The following is a 17,664-nucleotide window of genomic DNA, read 5'->3' as shown; positions in this document are numbered from 1 at the left end:
GTTGGCAAATAGTCCAAACCACTGGATAACCAGCAGCGATAGCGACCGTACTCACGCCCGGCGCCGATTGCGAACCCACCCCCCGAGGCCAAAGCCGGATTCCGGTGGGCTATGAGAGTGCGGACTCGACCTCGTCACGAACCTTCACAGCGGCCGCACGCAGGGCCGTCACCGACGGACCCTCACGGAGAATACCGCGAGAACTGTTCGGCAGCAGCAACTTCCGGGAATCGGGAAAAATGTCCGCAAGGTCACGTGCTGTGGCACCCTGGGCACCCAGTCCCGGCGCCAAAATTGGTCCAGAAAAATCTGACAAATTCAGACCGTGTCCGCGTGTCGCACCGACGACCAGCCCGACCAGGTCGGATTCTGCCGCATTGCGCTCGGCCGCCGCATTCACCACGGACTGCGCCACCGACACGCCCCCGGCAACGTCAGCACCCTGCAACTCCCCGCCTTCGGGATTCGAGGTGCGAGCAAGCACGAACAGCCCGCGGCCCTGCTCCGCCGCCAGCGAGAGGGCCGGTTCGAGCGCACCGAACCCCAGATAGGGCGAGACCGTCACCGCATCGGAAGACAGCGCCGAGTCCGGGCCGAGCCACGACTGCGCGTAGGCGGCCATCGTCGACCCGATGTCACCGCGTTTGGCATCCGCGACGACGAGCGTCCCGGCCTCCCGGAGCACACAGATGGTGCGTTCGAGCACCGCGTACCCGGCCGAGCCGTACGCTTCGAAGAACGCCACCTGGGGCTTCACGACGGCCACCTCACCGACGAAGGCCTCCACGCAGATCTCGGCAAAGGCCTCGAGCCCCTCCGCATCGACGGGAAGGTTCCACGCCTCGAGCAACCCCGGGTGCGGGTCGATGCCGACGCACAGGCGGCCGCGGTGCTCGACCGCGGCCCTCAGCCGAGCACCCCACGCCTGGTCGTGGTGCCGGTCCGTCACGAGGTGAGCGAACCGGTGTCGGACCCCTCGAACGGGGCCGGTGAGCGCAGCCGGGCGTGCAACGCCTGCAGCGACTGAACGCCGATGTCGCCGCGGATTGCGGCCTCGATGCCCTGGACTGCAGCGGACGCGCCCTGCACGGTGGTGACGCAGGGGATGTTCACGCCGACGGCCGCGCTACGGATCTCGTACCCGTCCACCCGGGGACCGGAGTTGCCGTACGGGGTGTTGATCACCATGTCGACCTCACCGTCACGGATCTGGTCGACGATGGTGCGGGCGCCCTCCTCGAGGGGCTCGCCGGAGTGCTTGTGCACGTCCTCGCAGACGATGCCGTTGCGGCGCAGGACCGCCGCGGTGCCCTCTGTTGCGAGGATCCGGAAACCCAGGTCGGCCAGCCGCTTGACCGGGAAGATCAGCGACCGCTTGTCCTTGTTTGCGACCGACACGAACACCGACCCGGAGATGGGGAGTGAACCGTATGCAGCTGTCTGACTCTTGGCGAACGCGGTGCCGAAGTCGGCGTCGATACCCATTACCTCGCCCGTCGACTTCATCTCGGGGCTCAGCAGTGTGTCCACCCCGGTGCCGTCGGCGCGCCGGAACCGGTTGAACGGGAGAACCGCCTCCTTGACGGCGACGGGTGCGTCCGCCGGGGTGAAACCACCGTCACCGGTGGCCGGGAGGAGTCCGGTTTTCCGCAACTCCGCGATGGTCTCGCCGAGCATGACGCGTGCGCAGGCCTTGGCCAGTTGCACGGCCGTGGCTTTCGACACGAACGGTACGGTCCGGCTGGCACGGGGGTTGGCCTCGAGGACGTACAGGATGTCGTCCTTGAGGGCGTACTGCACATTGAGCAGCCCCTTGACGCCGATACCCTTCGCGAGCGCCTCCGTCGAACGGCGGACGTTCTCGAGGTCGGCGCGCCCGAGGGTGATCGGGGGCAAGGCGCACGCCGAGTCGCCGGAGTGAATGCCGGCTTCCTCGATGTGTTCCATCACTCCCCCGATGTACACCTCGTTCCCGTCGCAGAGCGCGTCGACGTCGATCTCGATGGCGTCTTCCAGGAACCGGTCGACCAGTACGGGCCGGTCGTCGGAGATCTCGGTGGCGCGGGAGATGTAGCTCTCGAGCGAGGCCTCGTCGTAGACGATTTCCATGCCTCGGCCACCGAGCACGTACGACGGTCGCACGAGCACCGGGTATCCGATGCCGGCGGCGATGTCGCGGGCACCGGCGAACGTGGTTGCCGTTCCGAACTTGGGCGCCGGCAATCCCGCCTCTACCAATACCTTGCCGAACTCGCCACGGTCCTCGGCGAGGTCGATGGCCTCGGGGCTGGTGCCGACGATGGGCACACCTGCGGCTTTCAGCCGTTTCGCCAGACCCAACGGTGTCTGTCCGCCGAGCTGCACGATCACGCCGGCGACGGTGCCGGACAGCGACTCCGCCCGGTACACCTCGAGCACGTCCTCGAACGTGAGCGGCTCGAAGTACAGCCGGTCGGCGGTGTCGTAGTCGGTGGAGACGGTCTCCGGGTTGCAGTTGACCATCACCGTCTCGTAACCGGCCTCGGACAACGTCAGGGCCGCGTGGACACAGGAATAGTCGAACTCGATGCCCTGACCGATGCGGTTGGGGCCCGAACCGAGGATGAGGACCTTCGGACGCTCCGTCTGCGGAGCCACCTCCGACTCGGCCTCCGGATCGAGCTCGTAGGTGGAGTAGTGGTACGGCGTCTTCGCCTCGAACTCGGCTGCACAGGTATCCACGGTCTTGTAGACGGGGTGGATGTTCCACTGCTCGCGCAGCGCCCGAACGGAATCTTCGTCACCCAGCTCGGGGCGAAGCGCCGCAACCTGCCGGTCGGAGAACCCGTGGTGCTTGGCGCGCCGCAGCACGCGCTCGTCCACCTCGTCGACCTCGCGCAGCTCGCTACCGAGCTCGTGGATCTGCAACATCTGGTCGAGGAACCAGGGATCGATTCCCGTGGCATCGAACAACTGCTCGATGGTGGCACCGAGACTCATGGCCTTCTCGATGCCGTACAGCCTGCCCTCGTGCGGCACGGCGAGCTCGGCGAGCAGCGTGTCCAGGTTCTCGGTGGCCACCTGCGGCCCGGTCCAGAATCCGGTCTGCTTCGTCTCCAGCGAGCGCATGACCTTCCCGAGCGCCTCGGTGAAGTTACGGCCGATCGACATGGCCTCACCGACCGACTTCATCGTGGTGGTGAGAGTCGCGTCGGCACCGGGGAACTTCTCGAACGCGAAGCGGGGAGCCTTCACCACCACGTAGTCGAGCGTGGGTTCGAAACACGCAGGGGTTTCCTTGGTGATGTCGTTGACGATCTCGTCGAGGGTGTAGCCGATGGCGAGCTTCGCCGCGATCTTCGCGATCGGGAAGCCCGTCGCCTTCGACGCCAGCGCACTCGACCGCGACACCCGCGGATTCATCTCGATGACGACGAGGCGGCCGTCGGCCGGGTCCATCGCGAACTGAATGTTGCAACCACCGGTGTCGACGCCGACCTCGCGCAGGATGTCGATCGACAGGTCGCGCATCGCCTGGTACTCGCGGTCGGTGAGAGTCATCGCTGGAGCGACGGTCACCGAGTCACCGGTGTGCACGCCGACGGGATCGACGTTCTCGATGGAGCAGACGATGACCACGTTGTCGCGGCCGTCGCGCATCAGCTCGAGTTCGTATTCCTTCCACCCGAGAATCGATTCCTCGATGAGCACGTTGGCGGTGGGCGACGCGGCCAGTCCGCCACCGGCGATGCGGGCGAGGTCCTCGTCGTCGTACGCCATGCCCGACCCCAGGCCACCCATGGTGAACGACGGCCGGACCACCACCGGGAAGCCGAGTTCGGCCACCGTGTCGCGGACCTCGTCCATCGTGTAGCAGACCCGGGACCGGGCCGACTCGCCACCGACCTTGGCGACGATGTCCTTGAATTTCTGGCGGTCCTCGCCGCGTTGGATCGCTTCGAAGTCGGCGCCGATCAGTTCGACGTCGTACTTCTCGAGGATCCCCTGCTCGTGCAGGGCCACTGCGGTGTTGAGCGCGGTCTGACCACCGAGGGTCGCGAGAACCGCGTCGATGGGGTGACCGTTCGCGGCCTCGAGGGCGATGACCTTCTCGACGAACTCCGCCGTGATCGGCTCCACGTAGGTGGAGTCGGCGAACTCGGGGTCCGTCATGATGGTGGCCGGGTTCGAGTTGACGAGGCTGACCCGCAGGCCCTCTTCGCGCAGCACCCGGCACGCCTGCGTACCGGAATAGTCGAACTCGCAGGCCTGGCCGATGACGATCGGGCCGGAGCCGATCACCAGGATGTGGGAGAGATCTGAACGGCGTGGCATTACTTCTTGACTCCCTCGAGCAGGCTGGTGAATCGGTCGAACAGGTAAGCAGCATCGTGCGGGCCGGCGGCGGCCTCAGGGTGATACTGCACCGAGAAGGCCGAGCCGTCGAGCAGACGGACTCCTTCGACGGCGCCGTCGTTGGCGCAGGTGTGGCTGATCACCGCCCTGCCGAAGGGCGTGTCGAATTCCTGCCCGGCCTCCCCCTCGAGCGCGAACCCGTGATTCTGTGCGGTGATCGCGATGCGTCCGGTTTCGTGTTCGATCACCGGGACGTTGATTCCGCGGTGACCGAATTTCATCTTGTAGGTGCCGAGGCCCAGCGCGCGGCCCAGGATCTGATTGCCGAAGCAGATACCGAACAGGGGCAGGCCTTGCCCGATTACTTCCTTCGTGAGATGGACGGCGCCGTCCGCGGTGGCCGGGTCGCCCGGACCGTTCGAGAGGAACACGCCGTCGGCCTTCAGGTCGAGGATCTGCTCGAGCGTCGCATCGGACGGCAGAACGTGTACGCGGATACCCCGCTCGGCAAACATGCGCGGGGTGTTGGTCTTGATACCCAAGTCGATCGCGGCGACCGTGAAGCGGGCCTCTCCCCCGGTCGGCTCGACGACATACCCGCTGGTGGTGCTGACCTCACCCGCGAGATCGGCACCGAGCATCGACGGCTGGCTCTTCACGCGCTCCAGCAACACCTCCGGTTCGGCGAGCGCATCTCCGGAGAACACTCCGGCCCGCATCGACCCCCGGGTGCGCAGGTGGCGCACGAGGGCGCGGGTGTCGATGCCGGCGATCCCCACGACACCCTGCTTCACCAGTTCGTCCTGTAGAGACCCGGTCGCGCGCCAGCTCGAGGTGCGGCGCGCAGGATCGCGGACAACGTAACCGGCTACCCAGATCTTCGCTTCCGCACTGCTCCCGGTGGGACCGACGGACTCGTCGTCTTCGTCGTTCCAGCCGGTGTTGCCGATCTGGGGCGCCGTGGCCACCACGATCTGGCGGTGATAGCTGGGGTCGGTCAGTGTCTCCTGGTAGCCGGTCATGCCGGTGCTGAAGACGGCCTCGCCCAGTGTCTGCCCGACGGCACCGAACGTGGTGCCGCGAAAGATCCGGCCGTCCTCGAGGACCAGTACTGCCGAGTCGGTGTCATAGCCGCTCATGCGTTCTCTCCGTTCTGCTCGACCTCGCCAGAGCTCGCCGCATTCGCTGAATCTTCACTGTCTGTGGTGCCGCCCGACTCGCCCGAGTTGATCCAGACGGGGTAGACGGACTTGTCGTCGCTGCGGAATCCGGTGTCGATCTCGGTGCCGGACGGCAGTGCCCATCGGATCACCAGGAGTCCGTCTTTGCTCATGACCTTGCCGGCGAGGCCCCGCTCCGTGCGCACCGCACGAATCGCGTCCTGCGGAATCCAGATCGCCGAGGCGCCGTCCCTTTCGAGCAGGATGCCGGAGTGGTACCGCGAGATTTCACCGGTGGCCCGGAACCCGAGATCCCCGACCGCAATTCGGTCCTGCCAGCTGGGTGCAAGCGTGCTGCCGACGTAGAGTCCGGTCGCCGGCGCGATCGTCTGCGCACCCAGGTGGGCGGGAACGGACGGCAGCTGACCGATGCGGTCGGCCTGCCGACGGGCCCGGCCACGCCATCCGACGTACATGAGGTAGATCGCCAGAGCCCAGAAGGCGGCCAGCCCGACGATCCAGAGGATTCTCTCCATCACTGTCCTCCGCCGCTGCGTACGGGAGTGCGGACGTCACCGTTCCGCGCGGTGACCCGGCCCCGGAGGATGGTGGTGGTGACCCGCGCCGGCAGCGTCATCGACTCGTACGGCGTGTTGGACGCCACGCTGGCGAGTGCGGGCCCGTGCACAGTCCATTCGGCATCCGGATCGACCAGCACCAGGTTGGCCGGTTCACCGACGGCGATGGGCCGCCCCTGGTCGTCGAGTCCGACGATCTCTGCGGGACGTTCGCTCATCACGCGGGCCACCCCACGCCAGTCGAGCAGGCCCGGCCGGACCATGGTCATCGCGACGATCGACAGCGCCGTCTCCAGCCCCAGCATGCCGGGACGGGCCGCGGCGAATTCGCAGCACTTGTCCTGCTCGGCGTGCGGGGCGTGATCGGTGGCGACGCAGTCGATGACCCCCTCGGCGAGACCGGCGCGCAACGCCGCGACATCACTGGCTTCGCGCAGCGGCGGGTTCACCTTGTTGACGGCGTCGTACGTTTCGAGACGGGAGTCGTCGAGGAGCAAATGGTGCGGCGTCACCTCGGCGGTGATCGAAATGCCCTGCCCTCGCGCCCATTTCACCAACTCGACCGTTCCGGCGGTGGAGGCATGGCAGATGTGGACACGGGCGCCGGCATCCCGGGCGAGCAGCGCATCACGGGCGACGATCGATTCCTCGGCTGCACGAGGCCAGCCGGCCAGGCCCAGCCGGGCCGCGGTCGGGCCTTCGTGGGCGACGGCACCGACGGTCAGCCGGGGTTCTTCTGCGTGCTGGGCGATGAGCACACCGAGCGAGCTCGAGTACTCGAGGGCGCGGCGCATGAGCAGTGGGTCGTAGACGCAATGACCGTCGTCCGAGAACATCCGGACCCGGCCGGATCCTGCGGCCATCGTCGCCATCTCGGCGAGTTGCTTCCCCTCGAGCCCGACGGTGACGGCCCCGACCGGATGCACGTCGACGAGCCCGACTTCCTGCCCGCGGCGCCACACGTGGTCGGTGACAACCACCGAGTCGGCGACGGGGCTGGTGTTGGCCATGGCGAACACTGCCGTGTACCCACCGAGCGCAGCCGCAGCCGAACCGGAATCGATGGTTTCGGTGTCTTCGCGGCCCGGCTCACGCAAATGTGTGTGCAAATCGACGAATCCGGGCAGCAGAATCTGGCCGGCCGCATCGATGACGTCGGTTTCTGCAGCAGCGGACTTCGCGGCGTCCGCGCCGATCGCAGCGACGAGTCCGTCGTCGAGCAGCACATCGGTGGGTTCGCCCTCGCCGTACAGCAACGCGTTCTTGATGAGCACTGTCTCTCCTGTTTCTGTCGAGTTGCTCATCCGGCAACTTCCTCGGCACCGACCAGCAGTCGGAACAGCACGGCCATACGCATGTGCACTCCGTTGGTGACCTGTTGCAGCACAGCGGCTCTCGGAGAGTCGGCGACTGCGGAGGCGATTTCCATACCGCGCAGCATCGGGCCCGGATGCAACACGACGGCATGCTCTGGGAGCAGAGCGAGGCGCTTCTCGGACAGTCCGTAATTGATCGAGTACTCACGCTGGGACGGGAAGAATCCCCCGTTCATCCGTTCCGCCTGCACGCGCAGCATCAGGACCGCATCGAGCCCGGGGAGTTCGGCGTCGAACGAGTGGGCCACCGTGACCGGCCAGGACGAGGCCCCGACCGGAAGCAGCGTGGGCGGTGCCACGAGAACGACCTCCGCACCGAGCATCGACAGCAGCAGCGCGTTGGACCTGGCCACCCGGCTGTGCAGGATGTCACCCACGATGGCGATGCGCTTGCCCTCGATGTCCCCGAGGCGCTGCCGCAGCGTCAGTGCATCGAGCAGCGCCTGGGTGGGATGCTCATGGGTGCCGTCCCCCGCGTTGATGATCGCCGGTCCGCCGTCGTGGCCGGCCGTCCACGAGGCGATCTGGTGAGCGGCGCCCGAAGCCGGATGGCGCACGATCAGCGCGTCGGCGCCCGCGGCACGCAACGTCATGGCCGTATCACGCAGCGATTCGCCCTTCGAGACCGACGAGCTCGAGGCGCTGACATTGATGACATCCGCGCTCATCCACTTGCCCGCGACCTCGAAGGACACCCGGGTCCGTGTCGAGTTCTCGAAGAACACGGTCATGACGGTGCGGCCGCGCAGGGTCGGCAGCTTGTGGACCTCGCGCCCGAGGAGGGCCTGTTCGAAGCGCTCCGCCTCGTCGAGAAGCTCGACCGCCGATCCTCGGGTCAGGTCCGCAATCGACAACAGGTGCTTCACTTAGCTCTTTCCCCCGGAGATCATGACCGCGTCACGGCCGTCGTGTTCGCCCAGGAGAACCTTGACGTCCTCGGTTCGGGCGGTCGGCACGTTCTTCCCCACGTAGTCGGCGCGCAACGGCAGCTCCCGATGGCCGCGATCGACGAGGACCGCGAGCTGAACTGCGCGTGGCCGTCCCAGGTCCCGCAGAGCGTCGAGGGCCGATCGGACGGTGCGACCTGAAAACAGCACGTCGTCGACCAGCACCACCAGCGCGTTGTCGACACCGCCCTCGGGGACGGAGGTCCGCTCGAGGGGGCGGTGCGGCTTGGTGCGCAGGTCGTCGCGGTAGAGGGTGATGTCGAGTGAACCGACCGGCGGACGCACGCCGGAGAATTCTTCGATTTTTGCGGCCAGACGCGCCGCGAGGGTCGTGCCGCGGGTGGGTATCCCGATGAGGACGACGCGAGGCGCTTCACCGTCGGCGGCGTCGATCGCGGTCTTCTCGATGATCTGATGCGCGATACGCGCAATGGTGCGGCCTACATCCGCTGCGGACAACAACTCACGCGCGGGCTCGACTGCCGGTGACGACTTCGGTGTTGCTTCTGCCGGTTCCTCGGCAGGGCGGGACCCTTCGGGCACGCGCATACAACGACCTCCTTCTCCGCCTCACTGGACGGATCGTTAAAGGATGCCTGACGCGGCCAGCTTAGCAGCGCGCCGAGTTGCGCCAGGCCGGGGCCCCGGCCTCCGGTTCCCGCGCGCCACTCGGCCTGAGGGGCTCCGCGGGACCGGAGTGAGGCAGATGAACCTACGAACGCGGATCTTCCGGCTCGTCGCTTCCTGGTTCGGCACGCCGGGAGGTGGCCGCGGCAGCCGACCGCACCTGCGGGGCAACCAGTACGACCTGGCCGAGGACGCCGTTGACGAATCCCGGCGAGTCGTCGGTGGAAAGCTGTTTGGCCAGCTCGACCGCTTCGTCCACCGCCACGACGGGCGGGACATCGGTGGCATGGAACAGCTCCCACACTGCGATCCGCAGAATCGCCCGGTCCACCGCCGGTAGCCGCTCGAGCGTCCAGTCCTGCAGGTGCGAGGAGATCACCGCATCGATCCGGTCGAGGTTTTCGGCCACGCCGGTGACCACGGTGACGGTGTACGGAGCGACGGGCGCAACGGACTCGTCCTTGCCGGACATGTCCGCCCGCTCGGTCGCGAGATCGACCGGGTCGAGGTCGCGCGCTTCCGCTTCGAAGAGGAAGTCGACGGCGCGCTTACGGGCCTTGTGCCGTGCGCCGAGCTTCTTATGGGTACCGGACACTCAGGAATTCACACGCCCGAGGTAGTTGCCGTCGCGGGAGTCGACCTTCAACTTGTCGCCAGTGTTGATGAACAGCGGCACCTGGATTTCGGCACCGGTCTCGAGGGTGGCGGGCTTGGTGCCACCGGTCGAGCGGTCGCCCTGCAGACCCGGATCGGTGTGCTTGACCTCGAGCTCCACCGTGACGGGCAGCTCGACGAAAAGCGGAACGTCCTCGTGCACGGCGACCTGGACCGCCATGTTCTCGAGCATGAAGCGTGCACCGTCGCCGACCGTCGCCTCGTTGATCGAGATCTGGTCGTAGGTGTCACCGTCCATGAAGATGTAGTCGCTGCCGTCGTGGTAGAGGTACGTCATGTCGCGTCGGTCGACGGTGGCAGTCTCGACCTTGACGCCGGCGTTGAAGGTCTTGTCGACGACCTTGCCCGACAGCACGTTCTTCAGCTTGGTTCGCACGAATGCGGGGCCCTTGCCCGGCTTGACGTGCTGGAACTCGATAATCGTCCACAGCTGGCCCTCGATCTGCAGGACCAGGCCGTTCTTGAAATCACTAGTGGAAGCCACTTGCTTCGCGTCTCCTCGATAAGGTCGAAACCGTCTACACGACAGTCAGGTCTTTGGTGGTGAGGGTGAGTAGCTCCGGACCCTGCTCCCGGACCACGAGCGTGTCCTCGATCCGCACGCCTCCGCGCCCGGAGAAATACACGCCCGGCTCGACGGTCACCGCCGCACCGTCCAGAAGTGTACCGGTGCCCAGCTTGCCGATTCCGGGTGCTTCGTGGATTTGCAGGCCGACGCCGTGCCCGAGCCCGTGCAGGAACAGCTCTCCGTAGCCTGCTTCCTCGATCACGCTGCGGGCTGCCGCGTCGACGGCGGTGACCTCGGCGCCCGGCCGCAGGGCGGCACATCCGGCCGCCTGCGAGCGGGCGACCAGGGCGTACACCTCGCGCTGCCAGTCGGCTGCCTGTTCGAGGATGTACGTGCGCGTCATATCCGAGTGGTAGCCGCCGACCTCGGCCCCGAAATCCAGTTTGACGAAGTCGCCGCGCTGCAGCACTGCCGAGGTGGGACGGTGGTGGGGAATTGCCGAATGGGCACCCGCCGCGACGATCGTCTCGAACGAAATGCCGTCGGCACCGTGATCGAGCATCAGAGCCTCGAGCTCGCGCCCCACCTCTTTCTCGGTGCGTCCCGGCCGGAGTCCGCCACGCTCGAGAAGGTCGGCGAGCGCGGCGTCGGCGGCAGTGCACGCGGCCCGGAGCAACGCCACTTCGTAATCGTCCTTCACCATGCGTAGCTCCTCCACCAGCCCGGGAACCGGCTCCAGGCGCGTATCCGGGGCGAGCAGCGACCACGCGGCGAACTCGTCCACCGTGACGACATGACTTTCGAAGGCGAGCGACGACGCCGTCCGGCGGGCGACCGACTCGACGAGGTGGGCGACGCTGGCGCGGGCGATTTCGGCCCGGAGGTCGGGTACCTGTTCGGCCACCTGGGTGAGGTAGCGCCCGTCCGTGCAGATCACCGTGCGTTCCTCGGCGCCGTCGGCGTCCGCCGCGTCGACGAGCACTGCGGCATTGGACCCGGTGAAGCCGGTGAGGTACCGCACGTTCACCAGGTCCGTCACGAGAAGTGCGTCGAGATCGCGGGCGGCGAGCGCCGCGCGCAGTGCCGCGCGCCGCGAACCATGATCAGCAGGCATGACAGCAAACGTACCGGCATTGCCACCCGCCCCGCTGCCGAGGGACACGACCCGCGCGGCGGCGCCGAAATCGACCACCGTCGGCGGGGAGAACAGGTTGCAGACAGCGCGTCTGTGGGTTAGACCACACGCCGGAAAACCTTCTCGTTACGCTGTGCCCATGAATGCGTGGGTGGTACGCGGCCTCGGGATGGCCCTGATACATATTTTGGTTCGTGTGTTGCTCGGTGCGGCAATCACACAGTGGCCCCTCCAAGGTTCGATCCTGAGGTGGGTGGCTCTGCTGGTCGTGGTGTTGGTGGCGTTGATCTGGGCGGGTATCGACGGCATCCGGGACCGGCATCGCAACCCGGACCCCGACCAGGGTGCCGACCTCACCATGCTGTGGCTGAAGGCAGCGTTGCTCGGCGGCATCGTTGCGGGGGTCGGCAGCTGGCTGGCCGATCTGTTGCCCTCCCTCAACGTCACACAGAACTCGTTCTTCTTCGAAATCACCTCCGGTGCCGCGTTCACCGTCCTGCTCATCTTCGTTCCGGCCATGCTGGCCGTCTTCCTGGGCCGTTTCTTTGCCGGGCGTGAAGCCAAGAAGGCATCGCAGGGGCGTGGCGGCGACCGAGATGCCCGGCGGGGTGCCGGATCGGCGGCAGGCGCAGCAGCGGGAGGTACGGCAGCTGCTGCTGTCGCCGACGACAACGGCTATGGGCAGCACTATCCGGACGGAACGTACGACCAGACCGGTTACGCCGATCCCGATGCCGACACCGCGGTTTTCGAACCGGTACACAACTACCGCCAGGACACCTCGGACCTCGATGCCGGCGAGGGGCAGGACACCACCTGGCAGGAACCCGTCGACCTCGGCAAGCGCAACCCCGAAGAGCCGAAACGCGGCGAGTAGACCGCACTCGTCGGTCGAATCCGAAGACGCCGCCGCGGCGGAGGTGAGCAGGGTGCTTGCCTCCGCCGCGGCGTGTCTCGGCGTCAGAGAAGTGCCGTGTCACCGCGTCAGAGAAGTACTGCGCCGCCGGCGGTCTCCTCGCGTGCGACGGCCGAATATGCCGCGACGAGCAAGGACGGGTCCGGGCCCTCCAGACGTCCGGGCTTTGCCAGTCCGTCGAGAACCACGAACCGCAGCACGCCGGCGCGGTTCTTCTTGTCGGTCTGCATTCCCTCGACCAGCTGACCGAACGCGTCCGCGTCGTACGTCGTGGGGAGCCCGACCAGTTCGAGGATCCGGCGGTGCCGATCGGCGGTCTCGTCGTCGAGCCGGCCGGCCAGACGGCCCAGCTCGGCCGCAAACACCAGTCCGACCGACACCGCGGCGCCGTGACGCCAGCGGTAGCGCTCGCGCCGCTCGATCGCATGACCCAGCGTGTGCCCGTAGTTGAGGATTTCCCGCAGATCGGATTCGCGGAGATCGGCCGCCACAACTTTGGCCTTCACCTCCACCGAACGCTTGATCAGTTCCGGCAGCACGGACCCGGTCGGGTCGAGCGCCGCCTCGGGGTCACTCTCGATGAGGTCGAGGATGACGGGGTCGGCGATGAATCCGGTCTTGATGACCTCCGCCATCCCGGCGACGATCTCGTTGCGGGGCACGGTCTCCAGTGTCACGAGGTCGATGAGCACGGCCGACGGCTCGTGGAACGAACCGACAAGGTTCTTGCCCGCCTCGGTGTTGATTCCTGTCTTTCCGCCGACCGCGGCGTCGACCATGGCGAGCAAGGTCGTCGGCACATGGACCACCCGCACTCCACGCATCCAGGTGGCTGCGACGAATCCGGCGAGGTCGGTGGCCGCGCCGCCGCCCAGGGAGACCACGGCGTCACTGCGGGTGAGTCCGATCCGGCCGAGCACCTCCCAGCAAAAGCCGGCCACGGCCAGATCTTTGCCGTCCTCGGCGTCCGGGATTTCGATCCGGTGAGCGTCGATGCCCTTCTCGGCGAGTGCCGCTCGCACTGCCTCCGCCGTTTCGGCCAGCGGCGGCTGATGGAAGATCGCCACTGTCCTGGTCCCGGCGAGCTCGTCCACCAGCTCACCGAGCAAACCACGCCCGATGATCACCGGGTAGGGGTGTGCCGTCTGCACCTGTACACGTACCGGTTCGGTCACCGTCTGCTCCGCTCCGTCTCGTCCGATGTTCTCGGATCACCTGTTCCGCCGGGGTCGCACCTCATCCGGCAAGCTTCGCGACCAACTGCTGCACCACCCGCGCTGGGCTACGTCCGTCCGTCCGTATCCGAATGGACGCCACCTCGCGGTACAACGGCCGACGTTTGCGCATCAACTCGGCATACTTTTCGCGGGGGTCGCCACCGGCGAGCAGGGGACGTGCAGTGCTCGTTCCTGTCCGTTTCAGGCCCTCACCCACACTGATCTCCAGGTAGATCACCGTGTGGCCCTTCAGGAGTGCCCGAGTGCGCTCGGACAGTATCGAGCCGCCTCCGAGCGAGACGATACCCTCGGAACTCTCGATCGCCTTGCGGACGATCTCCTCCTCGAGGGCGCGGAATGCGGGCTCGCCGTCTTCGACGAAGATCTCCGCGATGGTGCGCCCCGCTTCCTCCTCGACCGCCGCATCGGTGTCGAAGAGCGGCAGGTCGAGGGCCTGCGCAAGACGTCGGCCGATGGTCGACTTACCCGCTCCCGGGGGGCCGACGAGCACAGCTTTCGGTGCCACGGCCCGTCACCGCCTCGTTTCGACGGCGGACGGGGCGGTCATCGCGCGAGCCGCGCGGCGACACCGGAGGCGTAACGCTCGAAGTTCGCGGCCGTTTCGGCAATGGAGTCGCCGCCGAACTTCTCGAGTGCAGCCTGGGCCACAACCAGCGCGACCATGGCCTCCGCCACGACACCTGCGGCGGGTACGGCGCACACGTCGGAGCGCTGATGAATGGCGACGGCTTCTTCACCCGTCGACATGTCGACGGTGGAAAGGGCGCGGGGAACGGTCGAGATCGGCTTCATCGCGGCGCGGACGCGCAATGCCTCACCGTTGGTCATGCCGCCCTCGAGCCCGCCGGCGCGATTGGTGGATCGCAGGATGCCATCGGGGCCCGGGCGCATCTCGTCGTGTGCCTGGCTGCCGCGGCGGCGGGCGGTCTCGAAACCGTCGCCGACCTCGACACCCTTGATCGCCTGAATGCCCATGAGCGCCGATGCGAGCCGGGCGTCGAGGCGATCCGCGCCACTGATGAACGAGCCGAGACCCACAGGGAGCCCGTGCACGACCACCTCGACGACCCCGCCGAGGGTATCGCCGTCGCGCTTGGCCGCCTCGATCTCGGCGATCATCGATTCCTCGGCCGCCTTGTCGAATGCGCGCACCGGGCTGGCGTCGATCGCCGCGATGTCGAATGCCGTCGGCTCGACACCGACGTACGGATCGGACGCACCGATGGAAATGACGTGTGAGAGCACCTCGACGCCGAATACCTGACGGAGGAAATTGCGGGCGAAGGTCGCGGCCGCGACGCGCGCCGCGGTTTCACGCGCGCTCGCCCGCTCGAGAACGGGACGGGCGTCGTCGAAACCGTACTTGAGCATGCCGGAGTAATCGGCGTGCCCGGGTCGCGGTCGGGTGAGGGGTGCGTTCCGCGCCTGATCGGCGAGCAGGTCGGGATCCACCGGATCGGCAGACATGATGGTTTCCCACTTGGGCCACTCGGTGTTGCCCACCTCGACCGCGATGGGCCCGCCGAGCGTCCGACCGTGGCGCACACCTCCGACGATGGTGACCTTGTCGGCCTCGAACTTCATGCGTGCGCCGCGCCCGTAACCGAGACGCCGTCGCGCGAGTTGAGTCGAGATGTCCTGGGACGTCACTTCGACGCCCGCAACCATTCCCTCGAGCATCGCAACGAGGGCGGGACCATGGGATTCTCCGGCAGTTATCCAGCGCAGCACGACCAATATCCTTCCACGTCGCCGCGACCCGCAGTGACGGTGGCCCTCCCAACCCGGCGCGGATCGAAGGCGGCGCTCACGGAAGGTGCGTGGCCAGCAGCGCGAGGACGGTCGCAGCGCACATGGCGGGCCCGTGGGGAACGCTCGTCGGAGAAGCCGCGTCCGGCCCTGGGCGCGAAGGGCGCGACCGTGCCCTGACCAGTGCGACGTACCCCGCAGCGGCCGTGAACGCCGGTGCCAGGAGGGCGGCCCACACCCACGCTCCTCCCCCACCCAGTGCGGCCAGCGCGCCCACACCCAGCGCGAGCTTGACATCGCCCGCCCCCAGCGATCCGGGCGCGCAGAGATACAGAAGGAGATACGCCGCCGCGAGAAGTACACCCCCGATCACTGCGGCCGGCGCCTGACCGGTAAACCCCGCAAGGACGACGACTACCGCGAATCCGGGCAGAGTCAGGATGTTCGGCAATCTGCGCGCACACCAGTCCGTGGCCGCGAGGCTGACGCACCACCATCCCAGCAGGACAGCGGCAGGTACCAACGCGGGTTCCGGTTCCCGGCCCGAGGATCCGCACCACACCGCGACCGCCACGCCTGCGGCGCACGAACTTTCACACCAACCGCGTCGCACGGCCGCGTCGCCGACGAACCTCGTCGCCGTACGCCGCGCGCACCATCCTGCGCCTGCGCCGGCGAGCACGCCGACCGAGATGAGCCACCACATGGACACAGCGTGACCGGTGCTCGGCAAGCCTCGTCGTCGACGACGTGCAGAAATTCCCTGGCCTGTGGAGAAACCGGGGCCTGTGGACAACTGATATGGACGCAGATTTGTCAAGAGGGCAGCAGGAGGCGGACGTCCAGGACCGTCGTCGTGGACGTCCGCCTCGGGTGGCCCCGGATGAATCTGGTGGTTGGTGGCGAGCGTGTCGGTTGTCGACGCGTTGTCGAAGTCTGATATGCGCGGGTTGGCTACCGCAAAGACAGTTGTTCGGCTGGAGTGGATCGCTGGTCTAACCTCGAGCGTGATCCCAACGTGCAGTTGAGGATTGCTCATAGTTGTCTCGCGGGTCACTCCCAGGCGCTGTTGTCACCAACCGTGTGATCATCCGGGACGTTTGTAGGCCCTGCCGGCCCCTGGTCAGTGCCTCATCGGTCGTCGCCGAGGAGCGGGGGCAAGGTGGAGTCCCCGCAGCGCAAGCGAGGAGAACCGACCTTGCCGCCCGACGAGCAACGACCAGAATGGCCGCGACGGGGAAGGCCCCGTGGTCAGTCGTCGAGCACGGCCAACGACCAGCACCACCCGGCGAGCTCGCGGGCGATGGCGGTGTTCGCCAGCACGGGACGCTTGCGGCGGGCGTCGAACCCGGCCCAGCGTTCGTGCAGGCGCCGGTTGCCCCGTTGCCCGCGGGCTCGGGCCGCCGGTGAGGCCTTGTTCCAGCGGCGCCGCAGATCCACCCCGGCACGATAGGGCTGCCGGTGATGCCAGGCGGCCTCGATCAGCAACCGGCGCGCGTGCCCGTTGCCGGTCTTGGTGATCGGCCCCTGCGAGCGGGAGGCGCCCGAGGACGACTCGGTGGGCACCAGTCCCAGGTAGGCGCCGATCGAGCGGCCGGTCAGCCGGTGCCAGTCCCCGATCTCGACCGCCAGCCCGAAGGCGGTCAACGTGGATACCCCGCGCAGACACCCGAGCCGGGTCACCACCGGGGTGTAGGCGCTGTCGGCGGCCATCCGGGTGATCGCGGCATCCAAACGGTCGCGCCGGCCGAGGGCGGCGAGCATGGTGTCGTACGCGGTCTCGTAGGCCAACTGCAGACCGGGCTCATCGAAATGCTGGCTGCGCAGCCAGGTGTCGTGCACCTGCGTCCACGCGTGCCCGCCGTAGTAGACGATTCCCTGCCGCAGAAGAAGTTTCGACAGCCTGTGCCGAGCCGCCATCAGATCCCGGCGCACGTCCTCGCGGGCGCGCACCAGATCCCGGGCGGCCTCCTGCGCCACGCTCGGCACCGTGACCGGGGTGATCTGATCGAGGTGCAGCAATCTCGCCAGATGCCGTGCATCTCGCACGTCGGTCTTGACCCGATCACCGGACGGGCGCTGCAGCTTCGAGGGTGCGGCCACCAGACACTCGATGCCGACAGTGTCCAGGAAACGGGCCAGCCCGAACCCGGTGGGCCCGGCCTCGTACGTCGCCTTCACCGGATCCGGCAACGACCGGATCCACTCGAGTATGTCGCGATGATCGGGCGTCAATCGGCGCTCGAACAGCTCACCGGTCCGCCCGTCGAGGCCGCACGCGACGACCGATCGTGCGTGCACATCCAATCCGACGCTCGTACGCTGATTCATTGCTGGGGCCTCCCACATCTTGTGGCTCTACCGGCCAGGACCCGTTTCCTGTCGGCAACCCACGTTCACATGTGGAGTGGGCCCCAGCC

Annotated in this window: 16 protein-coding genes; 1 reads left to right on the top strand and 15 read right to left on the bottom strand. The window is 67.3% G+C overall.

Annotated features, from left to right (window positions below):
- Nucleotides 1-109 precede the first annotated feature (109 nt).
- From pyrF to HYG77_RS30685, 10 genes are all read right to left on the bottom strand, one after another.
- Complete coding sequence (gene pyrF, locus HYG77_RS30730) at nt 110-949, bottom strand: orotidine-5'-phosphate decarboxylase (protein ID WP_109330273.1); 840 nt, start codon at nt 947-949, stop codon at nt 110-112.
- Nucleotides 946-4,314 (bottom strand): carbamoyl-phosphate synthase large subunit, encoded by a 3,369-nt coding sequence (carB, locus tag HYG77_RS30725; protein ID WP_208961484.1) that lies wholly within the window; start codon nt 4,312-4,314, stop codon nt 946-948. The genes pyrF and carB overlap by 4 nt, the downstream gene beginning before the upstream one ends.
- The gene (gene carA, locus HYG77_RS30720) at nt 4,314-5,474 is read right to left on the bottom strand and encodes a glutamine-hydrolyzing carbamoyl-phosphate synthase small subunit (protein ID WP_159922683.1); all 1,161 of its coding nucleotides are present in this window, start codon (nt 5,472-5,474) and stop codon (nt 4,314-4,316) included. Before carA ends, carB begins: the two co-directional genes overlap by 1 nt.
- Entirely contained in the window at nt 5,471-6,031 is a 561-nt protein-coding gene (locus tag HYG77_RS30715) for a transporter (protein ID WP_109330279.1), read from the bottom strand. Before HYG77_RS30715 ends, carA begins: the two co-directional genes overlap by 4 nt.
- On the bottom strand, nt 6,031-7,377 hold the full coding sequence (locus HYG77_RS30710; protein WP_208961483.1) for a dihydroorotase: 1,347 nt from the start codon (nt 7,375-7,377) through the stop codon (nt 6,031-6,033). The genes HYG77_RS30715 and HYG77_RS30710 overlap by 1 nt, the downstream gene beginning before the upstream one ends.
- The gene (locus HYG77_RS30705) at nt 7,374-8,315 is read right to left on the bottom strand and encodes an aspartate carbamoyltransferase catalytic subunit (RefSeq protein WP_109330283.1); all 942 of its coding nucleotides are present in this window, start codon (nt 8,313-8,315) and stop codon (nt 7,374-7,376) included. Before HYG77_RS30705 ends, HYG77_RS30710 begins: the two co-directional genes overlap by 4 nt.
- Complete coding sequence (gene pyrR / locus HYG77_RS30700; RefSeq protein WP_208961482.1) at nt 8,316-8,945, bottom strand: bifunctional pyr operon transcriptional regulator/uracil phosphoribosyltransferase PyrR; 630 nt, start codon at nt 8,943-8,945, stop codon at nt 8,316-8,318.
- Between the two features lie 163 nt (nt 8,946-9,108).
- Nucleotides 9,109-9,618, bottom strand: a complete 510-nt coding sequence (gene nusB / locus HYG77_RS30695) for a transcription antitermination factor NusB (RefSeq protein WP_109330287.1) — start codon at nt 9,616-9,618, stop codon at nt 9,109-9,111.
- Nucleotides 9,619-10,182, bottom strand: coding sequence for an elongation factor P (efp, locus tag HYG77_RS30690; RefSeq protein ID WP_109330289.1), 564 nt, complete (start codon nt 10,180-10,182; stop codon nt 9,619-9,621).
- A 34-nt stretch (nt 10,183-10,216) separates the two neighbouring features.
- Complete coding sequence (locus HYG77_RS30685) at nt 10,217-11,320, bottom strand: aminopeptidase P family protein (RefSeq protein WP_208961481.1); 1,104 nt, start codon at nt 11,318-11,320, stop codon at nt 10,217-10,219.
- A 160-nt stretch (nt 11,321-11,480) separates the two neighbouring features.
- Between HYG77_RS30685 and HYG77_RS30680 the strand changes: the two genes are divergently transcribed.
- Nucleotides 11,481-12,218, top strand: coding sequence for a B-4DMT family transporter (locus tag HYG77_RS30680; RefSeq protein ID WP_208961480.1), 738 nt, complete (start codon nt 11,481-11,483; stop codon nt 12,216-12,218).
- A gap of 107 nt (nt 12,219-12,325) precedes the next feature.
- On the opposite strand, the gene aroB is transcribed toward HYG77_RS30680, so the two are convergent.
- From aroB to HYG77_RS30655, 5 genes are all read right to left on the bottom strand, one after another.
- Nucleotides 12,326-13,432: a 3-dehydroquinate synthase gene (gene aroB / locus HYG77_RS30675; protein ID WP_109330293.1), complete on the bottom strand. Its 1,107-nt coding sequence runs from the start codon at nt 13,430-13,432 to the stop codon at nt 12,326-12,328.
- 61 nt (nt 13,433-13,493) lie between these two features.
- Nucleotides 13,494-14,000, bottom strand: a complete 507-nt coding sequence (locus HYG77_RS30670; RefSeq protein ID WP_109330295.1) for a shikimate kinase — start codon at nt 13,998-14,000, stop codon at nt 13,494-13,496.
- 38 nt (nt 14,001-14,038) lie between these two features.
- Nucleotides 14,039-15,226: a chorismate synthase gene (gene aroC / locus HYG77_RS30665; protein ID WP_109330297.1), complete on the bottom strand. Its 1,188-nt coding sequence runs from the start codon at nt 15,224-15,226 to the stop codon at nt 14,039-14,041.
- A gap of 76 nt (nt 15,227-15,302) precedes the next feature.
- Nucleotides 15,303-15,950 carry an A24 family peptidase gene (locus tag HYG77_RS30660; protein WP_208961479.1) on the bottom strand — a complete coding sequence of 216 codons (648 nt, stop codon included), beginning with the start codon at nt 15,948-15,950 and terminating at the stop codon, nt 15,303-15,305.
- A gap of 545 nt (nt 15,951-16,495) precedes the next feature.
- Nucleotides 16,496-17,575: an IS110 family transposase gene (locus HYG77_RS30655; RefSeq protein WP_244373338.1), complete on the bottom strand. Its 1,080-nt coding sequence runs from the start codon at nt 17,573-17,575 to the stop codon at nt 16,496-16,498.
- Between the last annotated feature and the right edge of the window lie 89 nt (nt 17,576-17,664).

Source organism: Rhodococcus sp. ZPP, from assembly GCF_017656075.1.
In the GTDB taxonomy this organism is placed as follows: Bacteria; Actinomycetota; Actinomycetes; order Mycobacteriales; family Mycobacteriaceae; genus Rhodococcus_F; species Rhodococcus_F oxybenzonivorans.
This window is presented reverse-complemented; position numbering and strand designations above follow the sequence as displayed.

Coding starts and splice junctions, on each gene's coding strand:
- carB (WP_208961484.1), bottom strand. CDS start 4,314: ATGCCACGCCGTTCAGATCTCTCCCACATCCTGGTGATCGGCTCCGGC.
- carA (WP_159922683.1), bottom strand. CDS start 5,474: ATGAGCGGCTATGACACCGACTCGGCAGTACTGGTCCTCGAGGACGGC.
- HYG77_RS30715 (WP_109330279.1), bottom strand. CDS start 6,031: ATGGAGAGAATCCTCTGGATCGTCGGGCTGGCCGCCTTCTGGGCTCTG.
- HYG77_RS30710 (WP_208961483.1), bottom strand. CDS start 7,377: ATGAGCAACTCGACAGAAACAGGAGAGACAGTGCTCATCAAGAACGCG.
- pyrR (WP_208961482.1), bottom strand. CDS start 8,945: ATGCGCGTGCCCGAAGGGTCCCGCCCTGCCGAGGAACCGGCAGAAGCA.
- HYG77_RS30685 (WP_208961481.1), bottom strand. CDS start 11,320: ATGCCTGCTGATCATGGTTCGCGGCGCGCGGCACTGCGCGCGGCGCTC.
- HYG77_RS30680 (WP_208961480.1), top strand. CDS start 11,481: ATGAATGCGTGGGTGGTACGCGGCCTCGGGATGGCCCTGATACATATT.
- HYG77_RS30660 (WP_208961479.1), bottom strand. CDS start 15,950: ATGTGGTGGCTCATCTCGGTCGGCGTGCTCGCCGGCGCAGGCGCAGGA.
- HYG77_RS30655 (WP_244373338.1), bottom strand. CDS start 17,575: ATGAATCAGCGTACGAGCGTCGGATTGGATGTGCACGCACGATCGGTC.